This is a genomic window from Altericroceibacterium xinjiangense (assembly GCF_003958635.1).
GTDB classification, from domain to species: Bacteria; Pseudomonadota; Alphaproteobacteria; order Sphingomonadales; family Sphingomonadaceae; genus Altericroceibacterium_A; species Altericroceibacterium_A xinjiangense.
In genome coordinates, this window is sequence record NZ_RSEK01000001.1 from 80,902 (window position 1) to 97,229 (window position 16,328).

At 64.4% G+C, this 16,328-nt stretch carries 22 protein-coding genes; 17 read left to right on the plus strand and 5 right to left on the minus strand.

The features are described from left to right. Nucleotides 1–100: 100 nt before the first annotated feature. From ELY13_RS00425 to ELY13_RS14880, 13 genes are all read left to right on the plus strand, one after another. The gene (locus ELY13_RS00425; RefSeq protein ID WP_126171918.1) at nt 101–673 is read left to right on the plus strand and encodes a NifU family protein; all 573 of its coding nucleotides are present in this window, start codon (nt 101–103) and stop codon (nt 671–673) included. A 25-nt stretch (nt 674–698) separates the two neighbouring features. After that, a complete protein-coding gene (locus ELY13_RS00430; RefSeq protein ID WP_126171919.1) occupies nt 699–1,292 on the plus strand; it encodes a malonic semialdehyde reductase in 594 nt (197 codons plus the stop codon). 8 nt (nt 1,293–1,300) lie between these two features. Continuing rightward, nucleotides 1,301–1,915, plus strand: a complete 615-nt coding sequence (gene tsaB / locus ELY13_RS00435) for a tRNA (adenosine(37)-N6)-threonylcarbamoyltransferase complex dimerization subunit type 1 TsaB (RefSeq protein ID WP_126171920.1) — start codon at nt 1,301–1,303, stop codon at nt 1,913–1,915. Continuing rightward, entirely contained in the window at nt 1,912–2,367 is a 456-nt protein-coding gene (locus ELY13_RS00440; protein ID WP_126171921.1) for a GNAT family N-acetyltransferase, read from the plus strand. Before tsaB ends, ELY13_RS00440 begins: the two co-directional genes overlap by 4 nt. A 158-nt stretch (nt 2,368–2,525) precedes the next feature. Then, on the plus strand, nt 2,526–2,966 hold the full coding sequence (locus tag ELY13_RS00445) for a Ros/MucR family transcriptional regulator (protein WP_126171922.1): 441 nt from the start codon (nt 2,526–2,528) through the stop codon (nt 2,964–2,966). Between the two features lie 74 nt (nt 2,967–3,040). Continuing rightward, entirely contained in the window at nt 3,041–3,463 is a 423-nt protein-coding gene (locus tag ELY13_RS00450) for a Fur family transcriptional regulator (protein WP_126171923.1), read from the plus strand. Between the two features lie 40 nt (nt 3,464–3,503). Continuing rightward, nucleotides 3,504–4,172, plus strand: a complete 669-nt coding sequence (locus ELY13_RS00455; RefSeq protein ID WP_241233498.1) for a lysophospholipid acyltransferase family protein — start codon at nt 3,504–3,506, stop codon at nt 4,170–4,172. 50 nt (nt 4,173–4,222) lie between these two features. Then, nucleotides 4,223–5,560 (plus strand): tRNA (N6-isopentenyl adenosine(37)-C2)-methylthiotransferase MiaB, encoded by a 1,338-nt coding sequence (gene miaB, locus ELY13_RS00460; protein WP_126171924.1) that lies wholly within the window; start codon nt 4,223–4,225, stop codon nt 5,558–5,560. Between the two features lie 86 nt (nt 5,561–5,646). Continuing rightward, on the plus strand, nt 5,647–6,705 hold the full coding sequence (locus ELY13_RS00465; RefSeq protein ID WP_126171925.1) for a PhoH family protein: 1,059 nt from the start codon (nt 5,647–5,649) through the stop codon (nt 6,703–6,705). Nucleotides 6,706–6,760: 55 nt separating this feature from the next. Then, on the plus strand, nt 6,761–7,252 hold the full coding sequence (gene ybeY, locus ELY13_RS00470) for an rRNA maturation RNase YbeY (protein ID WP_126172217.1): 492 nt from the start codon (nt 6,761–6,763) through the stop codon (nt 7,250–7,252). A 29-nt stretch (nt 7,253–7,281) separates the two neighbouring features. Beyond that, nucleotides 7,282–8,214: a hemolysin family protein gene (locus ELY13_RS00475; protein ID WP_126171926.1), complete on the plus strand. Its 933-nt coding sequence runs from the start codon at nt 7,282–7,284 to the stop codon at nt 8,212–8,214. Nucleotides 8,215–8,325: 111 nt separating this feature from the next. Further along, the gene (locus ELY13_RS00480; RefSeq protein ID WP_126171927.1) at nt 8,326–9,204 is read left to right on the plus strand and encodes a LysR family transcriptional regulator; all 879 of its coding nucleotides are present in this window, start codon (nt 8,326–8,328) and stop codon (nt 9,202–9,204) included. A gap of 161 nt (nt 9,205–9,365) precedes the next feature. Next, nucleotides 9,366–9,527 (plus strand): hypothetical protein, encoded by a 162-nt coding sequence (locus ELY13_RS14880; protein WP_164549662.1) that lies wholly within the window; start codon nt 9,366–9,368, stop codon nt 9,525–9,527. Nucleotides 9,528–9,629: 102 nt separating this feature from the next. On the opposite strand, the gene ELY13_RS00485 is transcribed toward ELY13_RS14880, so the two are convergent. Both ELY13_RS00485 and ELY13_RS00490 read right to left on the minus strand, forming a co-directional pair. Further along, nucleotides 9,630–9,878 (minus strand): glutaredoxin domain-containing protein, encoded by a 249-nt coding sequence (locus ELY13_RS00485; RefSeq protein ID WP_164549663.1) that lies wholly within the window; start codon nt 9,876–9,878, stop codon nt 9,630–9,632. Between the two features lie 89 nt (nt 9,879–9,967). Beyond that, on the minus strand, nt 9,968–10,429 hold the full coding sequence (locus ELY13_RS00490; protein WP_126171928.1) for a peptidylprolyl isomerase: 462 nt from the start codon (nt 10,427–10,429) through the stop codon (nt 9,968–9,970). Nucleotides 10,430–10,541: 112 nt separating this feature from the next. Here ELY13_RS00490 and mgtE point away from each other — a divergent pair, with 112 nt between their 5' ends. The 3 genes from mgtE to ELY13_RS00505 are packed head-to-tail and all read left to right on the plus strand — an operon-like array spanning nt 10,542 to nt 12,744. Next, entirely contained in the window at nt 10,542–11,999 is a 1,458-nt protein-coding gene (gene mgtE, locus ELY13_RS00495; RefSeq protein WP_126171929.1) for a magnesium transporter, read from the plus strand. 23 nt (nt 12,000–12,022) lie between these two features. Further along, nucleotides 12,023–12,415, plus strand: a complete 393-nt coding sequence (locus tag ELY13_RS00500; protein WP_126171930.1) for a DUF1489 family protein — start codon at nt 12,023–12,025, stop codon at nt 12,413–12,415. A gap of 59 nt (nt 12,416–12,474) precedes the next feature. Next, nucleotides 12,475–12,744 carry a hypothetical protein gene (locus ELY13_RS00505; RefSeq protein ID WP_126171931.1) on the plus strand — a complete coding sequence of 90 codons (270 nt, stop codon included), beginning with the start codon at nt 12,475–12,477 and terminating at the stop codon, nt 12,742–12,744. A 66-nt stretch (nt 12,745–12,810) separates the two neighbouring features. Here ELY13_RS00505 and ELY13_RS00510 read toward each other — a convergent pair whose 3' ends face one another. The 3 genes from ELY13_RS00510 to ELY13_RS00520 are packed head-to-tail and all read right to left on the minus strand — an operon-like array spanning nt 12,811 to nt 15,697. Then, nucleotides 12,811–13,500, minus strand: a complete 690-nt coding sequence (locus tag ELY13_RS00510) for a DsbA family oxidoreductase (protein ID WP_126171932.1) — start codon at nt 13,498–13,500, stop codon at nt 12,811–12,813. Then, on the minus strand, nt 13,500–14,393 hold the full coding sequence (gene nudC, locus ELY13_RS00515) for an NAD(+) diphosphatase (protein WP_126171933.1): 894 nt from the start codon (nt 14,391–14,393) through the stop codon (nt 13,500–13,502). Before nudC ends, ELY13_RS00510 begins: the two co-directional genes overlap by 1 nt. Next, nucleotides 14,390–15,697 (minus strand): serine hydrolase domain-containing protein, encoded by a 1,308-nt coding sequence (locus ELY13_RS00520; RefSeq protein WP_126171934.1) that lies wholly within the window; start codon nt 15,695–15,697, stop codon nt 14,390–14,392. Before ELY13_RS00520 ends, nudC begins: the two co-directional genes overlap by 4 nt. 101 nt (nt 15,698–15,798) lie before the next feature. Here ELY13_RS00520 and ELY13_RS00525 point away from each other — a divergent pair, with 101 nt between their 5' ends. Beyond that, on the plus strand, nt 15,799–16,020 hold the full coding sequence (locus ELY13_RS00525; protein ID WP_126171935.1) for a hypothetical protein: 222 nt from the start codon (nt 15,799–15,801) through the stop codon (nt 16,018–16,020). Nucleotides 16,021–16,328: the final 308 nt, after the last annotated feature.

Genomic DNA, 16,328 nt, shown 5'->3' on the forward strand with positions numbered 1-16,328 from the left:
CATGAAGGAGGAGTGAATGGTTTAGGGCCCGGGCCTTGTAGCCCCACGCCTTGTCGTCCCCCGCCTTGTCCAGACGGCACAAGCTCACTAGATCGGCACCATGTTCATAGAAACCGAAACGACGCCGAACCCGGCGACACTGAAATTCCTGCCCGGGCAGGAAGTCATGGCTGCCGGCACGCGCGAATTCACTTCGCCCGAAGACGCCGAAGCTTCTCCCCTGGCGGAGGCGCTGTTCGATACCGGTGGAGTGACCGGCGTGTTCTTCGGCCGCGACTTCGTCTCGGTCACCGCCGCGCCTGGGGTCGACTGGTCCATGCTGAAGCCGCAAGTCGTCGCGGTGCTGCTCGATCATTTCGTCAGCCAAGCGCCGCTGTTCACCGCCAGCGCCGGAGGCATCGCCGTCCCGCCGGAGGATGAAGAGATGGGAGACGACCCGGCCGACGCCGAAATCGTCGATCAGATCAAGGATCTGATCGAAACCCGCGTCCGTCCGGCAGTGGCCGGCGACGGCGGCGACATCCGCTATCGGGGTTTTCGTGATGGTGTAGTCTACCTGACGATGCAGGGCGCGTGTTCCGGCTGCCCCAGTTCGTCCGCGACGCTCAAGCACGGGATCGAAGGGCTGCTGAAGCATTACGTGCCCGAAGTGACCGAAGTCCGCGCTGCCTGACCTAACCCGAGCCCCGGAGTCTTCCTTGTCCGATACCTTGCCCCCGACTGCGCTCGACCAGTTGTTTCACGAAGCGCGCACGTACAATGCCTGGCTCGACAAGGATGTAAGCGACGAACAGGTCCGGCAGATCTGGGATCTTGTGAAGATGGCGCCGACTTCGGCCAACCAGCTTCCCGCCCGGCTGATCTGGTGCAAGAGCGCGCAGGCGAAGGAACGGCTGGCCGCCCATGCATCGGAAGCGAACCGGCCCAAGATCACGGGTGCGCCCGTCTGCGTGATCGTGGCAATGGACACAGACTTTCACGAACAGCTTCCGTGGCTGTTCCCCCACGCCGACGCAAAGAGCTGGTTTGCAGGAAACGCCGACTTGCGAGAAGTTTCCGCCTTCCGCAACTCGACGCTGCAGGGCGCGTACCTGATCATGGCTGCGCGCGCCGTCGGACTCGACTGCGGCCCGATGTCGGGCTTCGACAACGCGGCACTGGACAAGGACTTCTTTGCCGACGAGCCGAAGTGGAAATCGAACTTCATCTGTTCGATCGGCTACGGCGATCCGGAAAGCCTGTTCGCCCGCAGTCCCCGACCTGACTTCGACGCCTTCAACCGCATTCTGTAGGGCCCCCGATGCGCGTTCTGGCGATCGACTGCGCGACAGAGAACTGTTCGGCCGCCTTGTTCAGCAATGGTGAGCTGATCGATGGCCGGTGTGAACGGCTGGGCCGCGGCCATGCGGAACGGCTGGTGCCGATGATTGCCGAACTGCCGGACAAGGGCCGTGCGGACCGGGTAATCGTCTCGCTTGGCCCCGGCAGCTTTACCGGAGTTCGGATCGGACTGGCCGCCGCGCGGGCGCTGGCACTTGTCTGGAAGGCCGAAACGCTCGGCTACCCGACCCTTGCCCTGATCGCCGCCATGGCGCGGGAAGCTCATCCGGAAGCGGTCAGCGTCGCAATGACCGGCGGGCATGGCGAATGGTTTCTGCAGGACTTCGGACCGGACGGCCTGCCGCAAGGCGAGCTTGCTTCCCTCCCGCCGCAGGCCGCCGCCGACGTTGCCCGCCACCATCGGGTTGCCGGAAGCGAGGCCGAAGCGCTTGTCGCCCGTCGCGGATCGGGCAGCGCAGTACCCCTGCTGCCCGACGCGCGGTACGTCCCCCTGCTTTCTTCTTCCGTTCTGCTTCAGAACCCGGCGCCGCTTTACGGACGCGCGCCCGACGCAAAGCTTCCGGCCGCCTCATGAACGGCGACGTCGACCGGATTATGGGGGTAATGGAAACCGCCTTTGACCCCACCTATGGCGAGGCATGGACGCGTCCCCAGGTGGCCGATGCGTTGATCATGCCCAACACCTTCTACCTGCTTGGCGGGTTTGATGGGAATGCCCCGAAACGCGGTGAGACAACCGTGGGCTTTGCGCTGTCGCGCGGGGCGGCGGATGAAGAAGAACTGCTCCTGCTGGCCGTCCACCCGGAGTATCGGGGCCGCGGAATTGGATCGGCCCTTCTCAACCGCTTCATTGCCAGCGCCCACGCGCGCGGGGCGACAAAGTTGTTCCTTGAAATGCGGGAAGGCAATCGAGCGGAAGCTTTATACCGCAACGCACGATTCATGCCTGTAGGCAGACGTCGTGGTTACTATCGGAATGGTATGGCCCCCCGCATCGACGCAATCACCTTTTCCCGTCGCGCGTAAACCGCTGCAGCATCGGAAATTTCCGATTCGGATCGTCTTTATTTCCCACATGCGGCTTGTGCTCCTTGTAAAAGTGCCCCAAGGGGCCACATCGCCTTTAAGAGCGAAAGAATACCCCCCCACCCTACTCTGTTACGGAAAGATAAGAAGAGCTTCCCATGACAACTATAGAAGCGGATATGACCGAAACGCTCATTACCCTCACCTCGGATATCGTTGCTGCACACGTGAGCAATAACAATGTCGCGGTGGAAGATGTGCCTTCACTGATCAGCAACGTCTACGGCGCTCTTTCAGGCCTCGGAACGAATGAACCAGAAGAAGAACGACCGGAACCCGCCGTGTCCGTTCGGTCTTCGGTCAAGAACGATCATCTCGTTTGCCTTGAAGACGGCAAGAAGATGAAGATGCTGAAGCGTCACATCATGACGGACCACGGCATGACCCCGGCCGAATACCGTGCGCGCTGGAACCTGCCTGCGGATTATCCGATGGTCGCGCCGGACTACGCCGAGAAGCGCCGCGATCTGGCCAAGAAGATCGGACTGGGCCGCAAACCCGGCCAAAAGCGCGGACGTCCGAAAAAGGCCGTCGCCTGATCCTTCTCCCGGAGTTGAAAAGATGTAGCGCCCCGCCCATAGTGGCGGGGCGTTTTGCTATTTCGGGGTGACCATTGCATCAAGCCATCGATCTCGAAGCGCTCTGCGCCGAGCGGGGCCTTCGGATAACCGACCAGCGTCGGGTAATTGCCCGCGTCCTGTCGGAGAGCGACGACCATCCCGATGTGGAAGCCCTGCATGAGCGGGCGTCCGCCATCGACCCCAAGATCTCGATTGCTACTGTCTACCGCACCGTCCGCTTGTTCGAGGAAGCAGGCATTCTCGACCGCCACGATTTCGGCGACGGCCGTTCCCGCTACGAAGCCGCGCCGGAGGCACACCACGATCACCTGATCGACGTGGAAAGCGGCAAGGTGGTTGAGTTCGTCGATCCGGAACTGGAAGCACTCCAGCGGCAGATCGCGGAGAAGCTCGGCTACCGCCTCGTCGACCACCGGATGGAGCTCTACGGCGTCCGCATCGACCGGGAGGACTGAACTGTCCCCCGCTGTCCGGCTGTCCTCGCGCGTGATCGCAATGGGGGGATGGCTGGCGCTTTGCGTTTCGGCGCACCTCGTCGCGCGCGCATTCAGGAAACCCGATCTGGTGCCGCCGGTGTTCCTCGCCGGGCTGGGGCGGATCGCGGGTTTGCGGCTGCGCGTGGAAGGCACCCCCTGCCCCCGATCGTTGCTACTCGCCAACCACGTCAGCTGGCTGGACATTCCCGCACTGGCCGCGACGGTCCGCGCCGTGTTCATCGCGCACGAAGGCCTGGCCGGGCAGCCGGTTCTCAAGTGGCTGTGCGAACAGAACCGGACGGTGTTCATCGCCCGCAGCCGCCGGGGCACCGTGGGGGAGCAAGTGGAGCAAGTCCGCGCAGCATTCGGCACGCGTCCGCTGGTAATCTTTCCCGAAGGCACGACAGGGGATGCACTGCTGCCATTCCGCAGTTCCCTGCTGGCCGCGATCGATCCACTGCCGCAGGGAACTTCGGTCCAGCCGGTCCTGCTCGCTTATGAGGACGTGCAGGAGATCGCCTGGGTTGACGGGGAACCCGGGATCGCCAATGCGCGCCGGATCCTCTCCCGCAGACGCCCTGTTCGGCTGACGGTACACTTCCTTGAACCCTTGTCGGGTCCGGCGCTGGCGAGCCGCAAGACGATCGCCGCCGCTGCGCGCGAGGCGATCGAGCACGCGCTGGCCTGACCGCGAGCGGGGTCTTTGATTCCGCGGAGCAAATCCCGTAAAGGCGCGCCATGCGACAAAGCGGTTCCCCCAGGACCTTTCGGGTCAAGAGCTTCGGCTGCCAGATGAACGTCTATGACGGAGAGCGGATCGGTGAACTGCTCGCCGACAAGGGCTTGTCCGCAGCGCCGGAAGGCGAGGACGCGGACCTGGTCGTGCTGAACACGTGCCACATCCGTGAGAAGGCAGCCGAAAAGGTCTATTCCGACATCGGGCGCCTGATGAAGGCAGGCGGGGACACTCCGCCGATGATCGCGGTTGCCGGCTGCGTCGCGCAGGCCGAAGGCGAGGAGATCATGGCTCGTGCCCCCGGCGTCGGCATCGTCGTCGGCCCGCAGGCCTACCACCGGCTGCCGGACATGATCGAGCGCGCGACGCAGGGGCAACGCGCGACCGACACCGATATGCCTGCGGACGCAAAGTTTGCCGCACTGCCGGCTCGGCGCAAAGTGGGGCCGAGCGCGTTCCTCACGGTGCAGGAAGGGTGCGACAAGTTCTGCACCTATTGCGTGGTCCCCTACACGCGGGGCGCGGAAATCTCCCGCCCGTTCGCCGATCTGGTCAGCGAGGCGGAACGACTGGTGGAAAGCGGTGCCCGGGAAATCACCCTGCTGGGCCAGAACGTCAACGCCTGGGAAGGTGAGGACGCACGCGGCCGCCGCGTCGGGCTGGATGGATTGATCCGCGATCTCGCCAAGCTGCCCGACTTGCAGCGCATCCGTTACACCACCAGCCATCCGAATGACGTGACCGACGGCCTGATTGCCGCGCATGGCGAAATCGAGAAGCTGATGCCCTATCTCCACCTGCCGGTGCAGAGCGGATCGGACCGGGTGCTGAAGGCCATGAACCGCAGCCACACGGCGGAAAGCTATCTCAAGCTGCTCGACCGGTTCCGCGCCGCACGGCCAGACATCGCGCTGTCGGGCGATTTCATCGTCGGATTTCCGGGTGAGACCGAAGAGGAATTCACCCAGACGCTCATGCTGGTCGATGCGGTCGGTTACGCGCAGGCGTACAGCTTCATGTACTCCCCCCGCCCCGGCACCCCGGCGGCGGCGATGGACGGGCACGTGCCGCGCGACATGATGGAAGACCGTCTGCAGCGCCTGCAGGCCGCACTGGGCCGCCACTCGCTCGCGTTCAACCGCGCGAGCGTCGGCCGGACTTGCGATGTGCTGGTTGAGCGGAAGGGCAAGAAGCCGGGCCAGTGGCTCGGCAAATCGCCGTGGCTGCAATCGGTGTATTTCGAAGGGGAAGCGGCGATCGGCGACATGGTCCGGACGGACCTGATCGAAGCGGGGCCAAATTCGCTGGCTGGCCGGTTGGCCGAATTCGCGCACGCCTGAGACATTTTCCACCGCCGGTTGATCATCCTGCGCTTGTCTCGCGTCACCTCGCGCTTATCTTCGGATGACCTATTCGAAAGGAGCGCATGCCCCGTAAACCCGACCGCGCCGACCCCCAGTCGGCGACCCGCGATGTCCGGCGCGATGCGCTGGACCACCCGGAGGATCGCCGATCCTCCTCCCGGCGCGCCCGGGCCGAGGTAGAGTTTGCTGAACAAGCCGTGCTCGGCGCCTTGTTCGGGGAATTCGACGCCAATCTGGTCCAGATCGAAAACCGGCTTGGCGTCTACATCGGCGCCCGCGGGAACAAGATCCTGATCGAAGGCCCGGAAGACGATGTCGCCCGCACCCGCGAAGTGCTGAAAGCCATGCACGAGCGGCTGCTGACCGGCCAGGAGATCGACGCCGGCGCCATCGAGGCGCTGATCGCGATGTCCAGCGAGCCGACGCTCGAGGGGATCATTTCCGGCCGCACCGATTCGCCGCCGATCATGATCCGCACGCGGCGCAAGACAATTGCCCCCCGTTCCGGCGCGCAAGTCGATTACATGCGCCAGTTGACGAGCAAGGACATCATCTTCGCGCTTGGTCCGGCGGGAACGGGCAAGACCTACCTCGCGGTGGCGCAGGCCGTCAGCCAGCTGATCACCGGCAGCGTGCAGCGCCTGATTCTGTCGCGCCCGGCGGTCGAGGCGGGGGAGCGGCTGGGCTTCCTTCCCGGTGACATGAAGGAGAAGGTCGATCCGTACCTGCGCCCGCTGTACGACGCGCTGTACGATTGCATGCCGCCCGAACAAGTCGACCGGCGGCTCGCCAGCGGGGAGATCGAGATCGCGCCGATCGCCTTCATGCGCGGGCGGACGCTGGCTGATGCCTTCGTGATCCTGGACGAAGCGCAGAACACCACGCGTGAGCAGATGAAGATGTTCCTCACGCGGTTCGGCCAGAACAGCCGAATGGTGGTTTGCGGCGATCCGAAGCAGGTCGATATCCCCGGCGGCATGACGCAGTCAGGCCTGCACGATGCGGTCGGCCGGCTTGAAGGGGTGGAGGGCATCGGCGTCGCCCGATTCACCGCCGCCGACGTCGTCCGTCACCCGATCGTCGGTCGGATCGTCGAAGCGTACGAGGGCAAGGCGGAGTAGATCCGCACGTGCAGGATGGGCGAGTCTCCCCTTGCACGGGATGACGAGGACGAGCGTGGAACTGGATATCGACATTGAGCACCCCTGGCCCGCAGGCGAGTGGAACGTGCTGGCGGAACGTGCGGCGGATGCAGCCGCGCAGGTTGCGCCAGAGCTTGCCAACCCGCGGCTTTCGGCCAGTCTGCTGTTCACGTCTGACGAGGAGATCCACCAGCTGAACCGCGAATGGCGCCAGCGGGACAAGCCGACCAACGTCTTGTCCTTTCCGATGCTGGACCGCGCCGATCTGCTTGGCATCGCGCCTGACGGGCCGCCGATCCTGCTCGGCGATGTCGCGCTCGCGCAGGAAACCTGCGCGCGCGAAGCGGCTGAAAAGGGCGTGTCGCTGGACGAGCACGCGACCCACCTGATCGTTCACGGGCTGCTGCACCTCGCGGGCCACGATCACGAGATTTCGCCCGGTGATGCGGATGCGATGGAAGAACTTGAGACGAAGGCGCTTGCGCTTCTCGGGATCGGGGACCCATATGGCCCCCGAGACGCTTGAGACAGGTTAACAGGGAGAGCACGAGGGCAATGCCCGACAGTACCAGGACGGACGATCCCGGCTCGGGAGATTCGGACAGTCGCCCCAGTCTATGGAAGACGCTTCGCCGCCTGGTAGGCGGCGATGAGGGTGAAACTTCGCTGCGCGCGCAGATCGAGGAAGCGATCGACGAGCACGAGGAGCATCCTGCCCGACCGGACGAGGGGATCAAAGGCGATCTGTCCCCGGTCGAGCTGACGATGCTCCGTAACCTGCTCCATTTCAGCGATCACGATGCCGACGACATTGCAATCCCGCGCAGCCAGATCATCGCCATCCGCGACGACGCAAGCTGGGACGAGCTGGTGGGTGCCTTTGCCGAGCATGGCCATTCGCGCCTCCCGGTCTTCCGCGAAACGCTCGACCATGTGGTCGGTATGGTCCACATCAAGGACATCTTCCCGTTCCTCGCCAGGGGCAGCAAGGCCCCGGCCGACTGGACCCTGCTGATGCGACAGCCGCTCTATGTCCCGCAGGCACGCGGCGCGCTGGACGTTCTTGCCGACATGCGCGCGCACCGCACGCACCTGGCCGTGGTGGTTGACGAGTATTCCGGCACCGACGGGATCATCACGATCGAGGATCTGGTCGAGGAAATCGTCGGCAATATCGAGGACGAACACGACGACGCTCCAGCCGAGCTGGTGATTCGCGTCAGCGAAGGCGTGTGGGACGCGGACGCACGCGCTGAGCTGGACGACGTGGCGACGATTGTCGGCGACCCTCGGCTGGCGGAAATCGCGGAAGCCGTCGACACGCTGGGCGGGCTCGCGTTCGTGCTGGCGGAGGAAGTGCCGCAGCCCGGTACGATGCTGAACCACCCGACCGGCTGGAGGATCGAAGTGACCGCCGGAGACGAGACTCATGTCACCCGGCTCCGGCTTCACGCACCTGTCCCCGAGGAATTAGAAGAGCGGGACTGACAACGCCGTCGGAATTCCTATATTGCATCGCAGCAACACCCAGGGAGACACTGAAGGCGGGACGCGATCCCTCAATGCAGGTTCCCCGTAAACAAGTTCGAAGTTACCACCATGCGTCGTCTGCCACCTCTCCGCGCGCTCGAAGCGTTTGTCCGGATCGTCCGGCTCGGCTCTGCCCGGGCGGCGGCGGCGGAGCTCGGCCTAAGCCCGTCGGCGTTGTCCCGCCGAGTGGCGAATCTGGAAGACTTCACCGGAAAAAAGCTGTTCTCCCGCTCCCAGCAGGCGATGCGGCTGACCGATGAAGGTCGCGCCTTCTACGATGCGGTGGCCCCGCATCTCGAAGCCTTGGCCGTGGCGGTGGAAGGCCAGTCCGAAAATCTTCAGCTCCTGCGCCTGCGCCTTGGCGTGCTGCCGCTGTTTGGAACCCAGCGCCTGTTCCCGCGCTTGCCGGAACTGCGCAAGCTGCACCCCCGGCTTCATATCGATGTCGACACCGGGCCGCACCTGATCGATCGGGTGGGCGATACGCTTGATGCCGCTATCCTGCTGATGACGGAGCCAAACCAAGGCTTGCACTCGGTACGTCTTGACGAAAATACCCTGCACGCGATCTGCAGCCGGGATATTGCGGCGGAAATCGGCACGGAGCCGGCGTTCGATGCCCTGGAGGGGCAAACGTTCCTGGCCCACACGGACATGCCGCTGAGTTTCGATGCGTGGAAAAGGGCCTTGGGCTTCACCGCGCTGCTGCCACCGCTGGACCACTACGATTCCGGCCAGCTCATCCTGGAAGCGGCGGCGCAAGGACTCGGTATCGCGGTCATGCACGACGATCACCTGAAGCGGAACAACGATCCCCGGCTGGCCAAGCTGTTTGCCGGGACCGAGATCGCCAGCCCTTACAGCTACTGGTTCGTCTGCCGCCCGGTCGACCTGGAGCAGCGGCCGGTGCGGATGTTCCATGACTGGTTGGTCAGCGCACACCTGTAGAGCTGCAATTCTTCCCTGTCTTGCGCATCCGCACTTCACGCTTCGCAACTTAAAAGCTAAGCAGACGCGCCGATAAGACGGACATGAGGGAGTGTATGATGCAAAAGACCAGGAAACTTGGACTCGCGGCCGCGGCCGCATCGCTGGCAATTGCGCCTGTAATGACGCAGAGCGCAGCGGCGCAGGTCGTCTCGGCTGAGGAAATCGCCGAGCAGGGAATGGGAGCCATGCTGGTAGTCGGCAGTCTCGTGCTGATCACAGCAGGCATCTTCATCGCCGACAAGATCGACGATGACGACGACAATGTTCCCGTAAGCCCCTGATCTCACAAGCATGCCTGGTTCGGGCCACCGCCTAAGCGGACCCGGACCAGGCATACTGTTCCTGGCGGAACTACTGGCCGAACCGTGCCAGCGGGGCTAGGCTCAGTGGTTCGCCAGATAGCGCTCCAGTTCTTCGCTTCCGCCGATCCGCTCTCCACCGATGAAAACTTGCGGCGTGGTCGAGACCCCTTCCTTCTGCTGGTAGGCGTTCGTCTCCTCGCGGGAGTGCAGGATCCGGTCGTCCACTTGGTAGCCAGCCTGCTCCAGCATGTTCTTGGCGCGCACCCCGAACGGGCACGTGTGATCGGGCAGGATCATCCGGTACAATGTCGCCTTGCGGTCTTCAGCCATTGGTAAACTCCTTGTTTTCCCTTGAGCGTGAGCGGCCGCAAAGAGTTCCGCACCGGGCATAAAAAGGGGCGCCGAAGCGCCCCTAAAAATCAGCTGACAGTCGCCTTCACGATCTTGCCGGGATTGGCCGGCGGTTCACCCTTGGGCAGCGCGTCGACATGCTCCATCCCGCTCTCCACCTCGCCCCAGACGGTGTACTGCCGGTCGAGGAAACGGGCATCGTCGAAGCAGATGAAGAACTGGCTGTTCGCGCTGTTCGGGTTCTGCGACCGCGCCATCGAGCAGACGCCGCGCACGTGCGGGGCTGTGTTGAATTCGGCCTTGAGGTCCGGCTTTTGCGATCCGCCCATTCCGGTTCCCGTCGGATCGCCGCCCTGAGCCATGAAGCCGGGGATCACGCGGTGGAACACCACGCCGTCGTAGAAACCTTCCTGCGCCAATTCGGTAATGCGCTGGACGTGTTCCGGCGCGAGATCGGACCGCAGCCGGATCACGACGTCGCCGCCCTGTTCGTTGTTGGTGTCGAGCGTAAGGGTGAGCTTTTCAGCCATCGGCCATCTCCTTCGGGTTGCAAGCGGCCGATATAGGAAGCGTGCGCGCAAAGTCACGTACGGCAGCGCTGACGCCTTGCTTTTGCAGCGCACCAGAATAGGACAGCCGCCGATGGCCGATCCCGAACTCAAAGACCTGCCCGAGCTGGTGGCGCCTCCCGCCGAACCGGCCGAACAGGCAGAGTTCGACGAGGAAAACCGCCTGAAGGCCGATTACGTCGACAGCGTCCGCGCAGCGCTGGACGAAGGCGACGACACCCTGGTCTACGAGTTGGTCGAGCCGCTGCATCCGGCCGACATCGCCGACTTGTTCGAGCTGCTCAATCCGGAGCGGCGAAAGCTGCTGGCCCGGGCCATTACCGACCTCCTGAGCGGCGAGGTCATCGCCGAGCTGAACGATTACGTTCGCGACGACATGCTTGAGGCCCTGCCCGCCTCGGCCGTCGCGGAGATCGCCGAACAACTCGACACGGACGACGCCGTCCAGCTGATCGAGGACATGGAGCCGGCCGATCAGCGCGCCGTGCTCGATGCGCTCGATCCCGAAGATCGCGCGGTCATCGAAAACGCGCTGTCCTTCCCGGAAGAAAGTGCCGGACGCCTGATGCAGCGGGAGCTGGTCGCGGTACCGGAACACATGACGGTTGGCGACCTGATCGACTACATGCGCGAACGCGATGAGCTGCCGACCGATTTCTGGGAAGTGTTCATCGTCGATCACACCCACCGCCCAGTGGGCAGCTGCCAGCTGTCCTGGATCCTGCGTGCGCCGCGCCATGTGAAGCTGACGGACGTGATGAAGCGCGACCAGACGCTGATCCCGGTCAACATGGACCAGGAGGAAGTGGCGCTTCGCTTCCAGAAGTACGCGCTCATTTCCGCTGCGGTCGTGGACGGAAGCGGGCGGCTGGTCGGTCAGCTGACGGTGGACGACATCGTCCACATCATCTCCGAAGAAGCGGGCGAGGACGCGCTGCTGCTGTCCGGTGCCGGCGAAGGCGATATCAACGAGCCGATCCGCGAAGCTTATGCTGCGCGGGTCCGCTGGCTGATCGCCAATCTCGCCACTGCCTCGGTCGCCTCGTTCATCATCTCACGGTTCGAAGACGTGATCGCGCAGATGGTGGCGCTGGCGGTGCTGATGCCGATCGTTGCCGGGATCGGCGGCAACGCGGGTACCCAGACGCTGGCGGTCACCGTGCGTGCGCTGGCCACCAACCAGCTGACCGCCAGCAACACCTGGCGCGCAGTGCGGCGCGAGCTTTCAATCGCGCTGCTCAACGGGATCAGTATCGCGGTGGTGATCGCCGTCGCGGTCAGCCTGATTTTTGGCGTGTGGCAGAACGGCGGTCCCGTCGATCTTGCCTGGCACCTCGGCATGGTCATCGGGCTGGCGATGATGGCCAACATCCTGATCGCCGGGATTGCGGGCGTGCTGGTCCCCCTGACGCTGGAGCGGCTGCGCGTCGATCCGGCGATCTCCTCCTCGATCTTTGTCACAATGACGACGGATTCGATGGGATTCCTTGCGTTTCTGGGGCTGGCGGTGGCGACGGGACTGGTCGGCTAGGAAGAGGTTCCTATCTTCCTTCCATGCCCCTGCACATGACCAAGATCGCCTTTCGCGCCTCCAGCGTCGCAGCCCTGCGCCAGCGCATCGAAGGACAGGAGGAGGCGAGCACCTCCACCCGCTATTTGCCGAAACGACACGAGGAGATGGCCGGGGGATCGCTTTACTGGATCGTCAGCCATGCACTGGTCGCGCGCACGCCGATCCTCGGATTCGATCAGCGGGATGATGGGCGCTGGACCATTCGCCTTGCCCCGCGCCTGGTGTTGGTCGAATCCCGGCCCAAGCGGGCCCACCAGGGCTGGCGTTACCTTGAGGATCACGACGCCCCGCGCGATCTGACTGCCGAAGAAATGGCCGACGAACCGCTGCCGGGCCTGTTGCTCGCAAAGCTGCACCGTCTCGGCTTGGTCTGAAGCACGTGTGACGGAACGCGAGACGGGGGCAAACCGTTGGTGGGGAAAGGAGAATTTCCATGCCAGAACGTCAATCCCGCCATCCCGACAACGAACTGATCGATGAACTCACCGAAGGCGGCATGGTCTCGCAGCAAGGCCGCGCCGGGGGACAAATCAGCCGCGATGTCGGCACTCGTGCCGAGCAGAAGCGAGCCGAAGGCACGCTGACCGGCCAGGAGGTCGAGCGCGCGACCGGCGGCGACAATCCCGCCGAAGACGCACGCAAGGGTGCAAAAACGGCCGCGCACCTGAACGACAAGGGCGCGGGTTCCAGCCCTTCCCAGTAAATGCTTTGGCTCCTGCCGATCCGATCGGCAGGAGCTTGCTTTCCTTGATCGCGCGATCGTGGCCGCTTACGCGGCAGCGACTTCCCGCAAGGCGGCAATGTAGGCTTCCGGCTCGCGTGCACCCTGGATCAGGTAGCGCCCGTTGACGACAAAGCTCGGGACTGAGCGAATGCCGCTGTCCACCCCGCGTTTCTGCTCCAGTCTTACTGCCGTCGCGAGCGCCGGATCGTCCAGCGCTTCGGCCGCACTCTCGCGATCCAATCCCTCACTCGCCGCGATGTCCAGCAGTACACCGCGGTCGCTGACATTGCGCCGCTGGCTGAAGTGGGCGCGGAACAGTGCCTTTTCCAGTCTGGTCTGCGCTTCCGGACCGGCCTGCGCCAAGCCCCAGCGCAGCAGCTTGTGCGCGTCGAAGGTGTTCCACATCATCGGCTCGGGCGGTTCGCCCTCCCCTTCGTAATCCATCGAAAAACCGACCCGCCTGGCGGACTCTTCGATCTGGGCGCGCATCTGCGCGACCTCGTCAAGCGATCGGCCGTAAACCTCCGCCACATGCTTTGCCTGTGACTTGCCTTCGGCCGGCGCATCGGGATTAAGCTCAAACGGCATCCAGCGGATGTTCGCGTCGATCTCGCCTTCCAGCTGCCGCAGCGCCGTTTCCAGTTGCGCATAGCCGATGGCGCACCACGGGCACATCACGTCCGACCAGATGTCGATGACGACCGGGGTCTTCGGCTGAGTTACGTCCTGATCCATCAGTTCTCCATCCACCATTCCAGCAAGTGACGAGCGATTGCCTGGCGCGGCGGGGGAATGAAGGTGTCGCTTTCCTCCCCCTTTGCCAAGGCATCCGCCACTTCAGCGCGCGTAAACCAGCGCGCATCTTCCAGTTCGGTACGGTCGATCGTCAGCGCATCGCTGCGGGCCTTGGCGTAGCAGCCAATCATCAGCTGCGCGGGGAATGGCCAAGGCTGGCTGGCGATGTACGTGACATCGCCCACGCGGACGCCCGCTTCCTCCTCCACCTCACGCGCGACGGCTTCCTCGATCGATTCGCCCGGTTCGACAAACCCGGCGAGCGCGGAGTACCGGCGCGGCGGAAAGCGTGGCTGGCGCCCCAGCAGCAAGCGTCGCTCCCCGTCGGCCTCGTGTTCGACCAGCATGATGGTCACGGGGTCCACGCGCGGGAAATGCTGTCCGCCGCAGTCGGCGCTGGCGCAGTTGCGCTGCCAGCCGCCTTTCGCGGGTACGGTGTCGCCGCCGCACACGGCGCAGAAGCGGTAGCGGGCATGCCAATCGAGCAAGCTGCGGACCCCGCCGAACACCGCGAGATCTTCGTCCGGCAGAAGGGCGATTGCTTCCCAGGTTCGGCTGCGGGCGTAAGCCGGATCGGCATCGCCCACAGTCGGTACGGCCGCGAACGCGGGCGTGCCGTCCCGTAGGCCGAGAAACACGAGTTCTGCTGTGCGGGAAGCCTCATCCAGCGGCGCCCAGACCAGCCCGCCCGCTGAATCCAGCTCTGGCAGCAGGCCGTCCAGTTTCAGCAGCAGCGCGTCCTGCTTCAGCAACAAGGCCAGCGCCTCGGGATCGGCGCGGAGGTGGTCCGCGCGGTCGATCCGGCTGCCGGTAAACGGGACCGGCCTGCTCATGCGTTCGCCCTTGCAGCTGCGTCAGCGGCGACGGCGGCGGTGAACTGTTCGGGCACGGGATAAGCGGTGCTGGGCATGTATTGGGTGAACAGGCTGTGGCGCAGGCCGTTCCGCATATCGACCAGCCCCGCCGTTCCGGCCGCGCCGAACCAGCCGTAAATCCCTTCGGCCGCGCCCCGACCGACGCGTCCGCCTGCGCCGAATGCGAAATCGCGCGCAAACGGATCGGCCGGATCGAGCGTATCCGGCAGGAGGTTCGACGTGCCGAGCCGGACCGCTGCCTCGCTCATCACCCGGCGTCCTTCGATTTCGCCGTACCCGGCGAGCATCTGCAGGAAGCGGTCGTAATCGCGCGGGGAGCTGACCAGCCCCGATCCGCCGAACGGAAACGGTGGCGGGTCGAGGAAGATCGAGTTCTGCGGCAAGTCAATCGGCAGCAGCAGCTTCCCGGCGACGAGGTAGTTGGTGGTCAGCCGGTAGACCTCGCGTTCAGGTACCTGGAAGAACGTGCTGGGCATACCGACCGGATCGAATATGCGCTGTTGCAGGAATGCGTCGAAGCTCTGGCCGGAGACGACCTCGATCACCCGGCCCATCACGTCCAACCCGACCGAATAGGACCAGCGCGTGCCCGGCTGATAAACAAGCGGCAGCTGCGCCAGTCCATCGACGAAGGCGGACAGGCTGCGGATCGGCTTGCCGCGGAACAGGCCCGGCACCTCGATCCGGCTGACGACGCCGGGCACGAGGCCGCGCTGAAGATAGGCCTGCGCGATCGGTCCGCTTTGCACGATGCCGTAACCAAGGCCCGAAGTGTGGGTCAGCAGCATGCGGATCGTGATCGGGCGGACGGCGGGCGCCAGATTGTCCGGCGTGATTGGCCCGTCATAGACCGTCTGCACCTGCATCGCGCCGAACTGCGGCAGGATCTCGGCCAGCGGCTGGTCGAGGCCGAGCTTGCCTTCGTCCACCAGCATCATCGCCGCCATTCCGGTAATCGGCTTGGTCATCGAATAGATGCGGTAGAGGCTGTCCGCGTCCGACAAGCGCTGCGAGCCCAATCCGTCCGTGCCGCGGGCAAGGAACACAGGGTCCTGCTGCCCCTGCCCCAGCGCGGCGACCATGTTGGCCACCCGGCGCGTGTCGACATATTGCGCGATCAGCGCCTCGACCCGAGGCCACGCGTCCGTACCTTGCGCGAGCAGCGGGGCGCCGAACGGCAGCGCAGTCAGGGCGGCGCCTGCGCCCAGCGCGGCTCCGTTGCGCAGCAGCGCCCGGCGGGAAAGCGAAATGTCGTGGTTCATGGCCCGTGTTTCTCCCTTGCGCCGTGAATGGACGGTTTACACCGGGGATGCCAGCGGACAGCCGGTTGCCCCGGCGGACCGCACGTTGCATATTCGCGGCCATGCTGAACCTGCTTTCGATAGTGATTGGCGTGGTCGCCCTGCTGCTGGCGATCCCAGCCACCCTTCCTCTGCTGGGCTGGGGCAACTGGTTCGTCCTGCCGATCGCGCTGGTGGGCACCGTCATTGGCGCGATGTCATCCCGCAACGGGGGGCGTAACTTCTGCCTGATCGTGTTCGTGCTTGCCACGATCCGGCTGATGCTGGGCGGCGGGATTTTCTAGGACCCTGCCGAGCCGGAAAAATGCGGCTGAGGTTTACACACCTGACACAGGTTGACAGTCGGGACTGACGAGTTCTGCAGCCTGTTCAGCCCGGATTTCCGCGGGTTTTCCCGTTCAGCGCGACACCTGAGGCGTTTCCGCGAAAAAGAAATGTTCGTTCGCGTGAGTGGATGAATATTGCGCAGCAGTTGGGGCGGAAAACCGACGATGGAAAAGAGCCTTTCCCGGTCTGGCGTGGTCGGGCGCTGTAGGAAACAGCCTCTGGTACAGGTTTACGACACGCTGCTTGCGCGCTGGGCCGCTCGTCA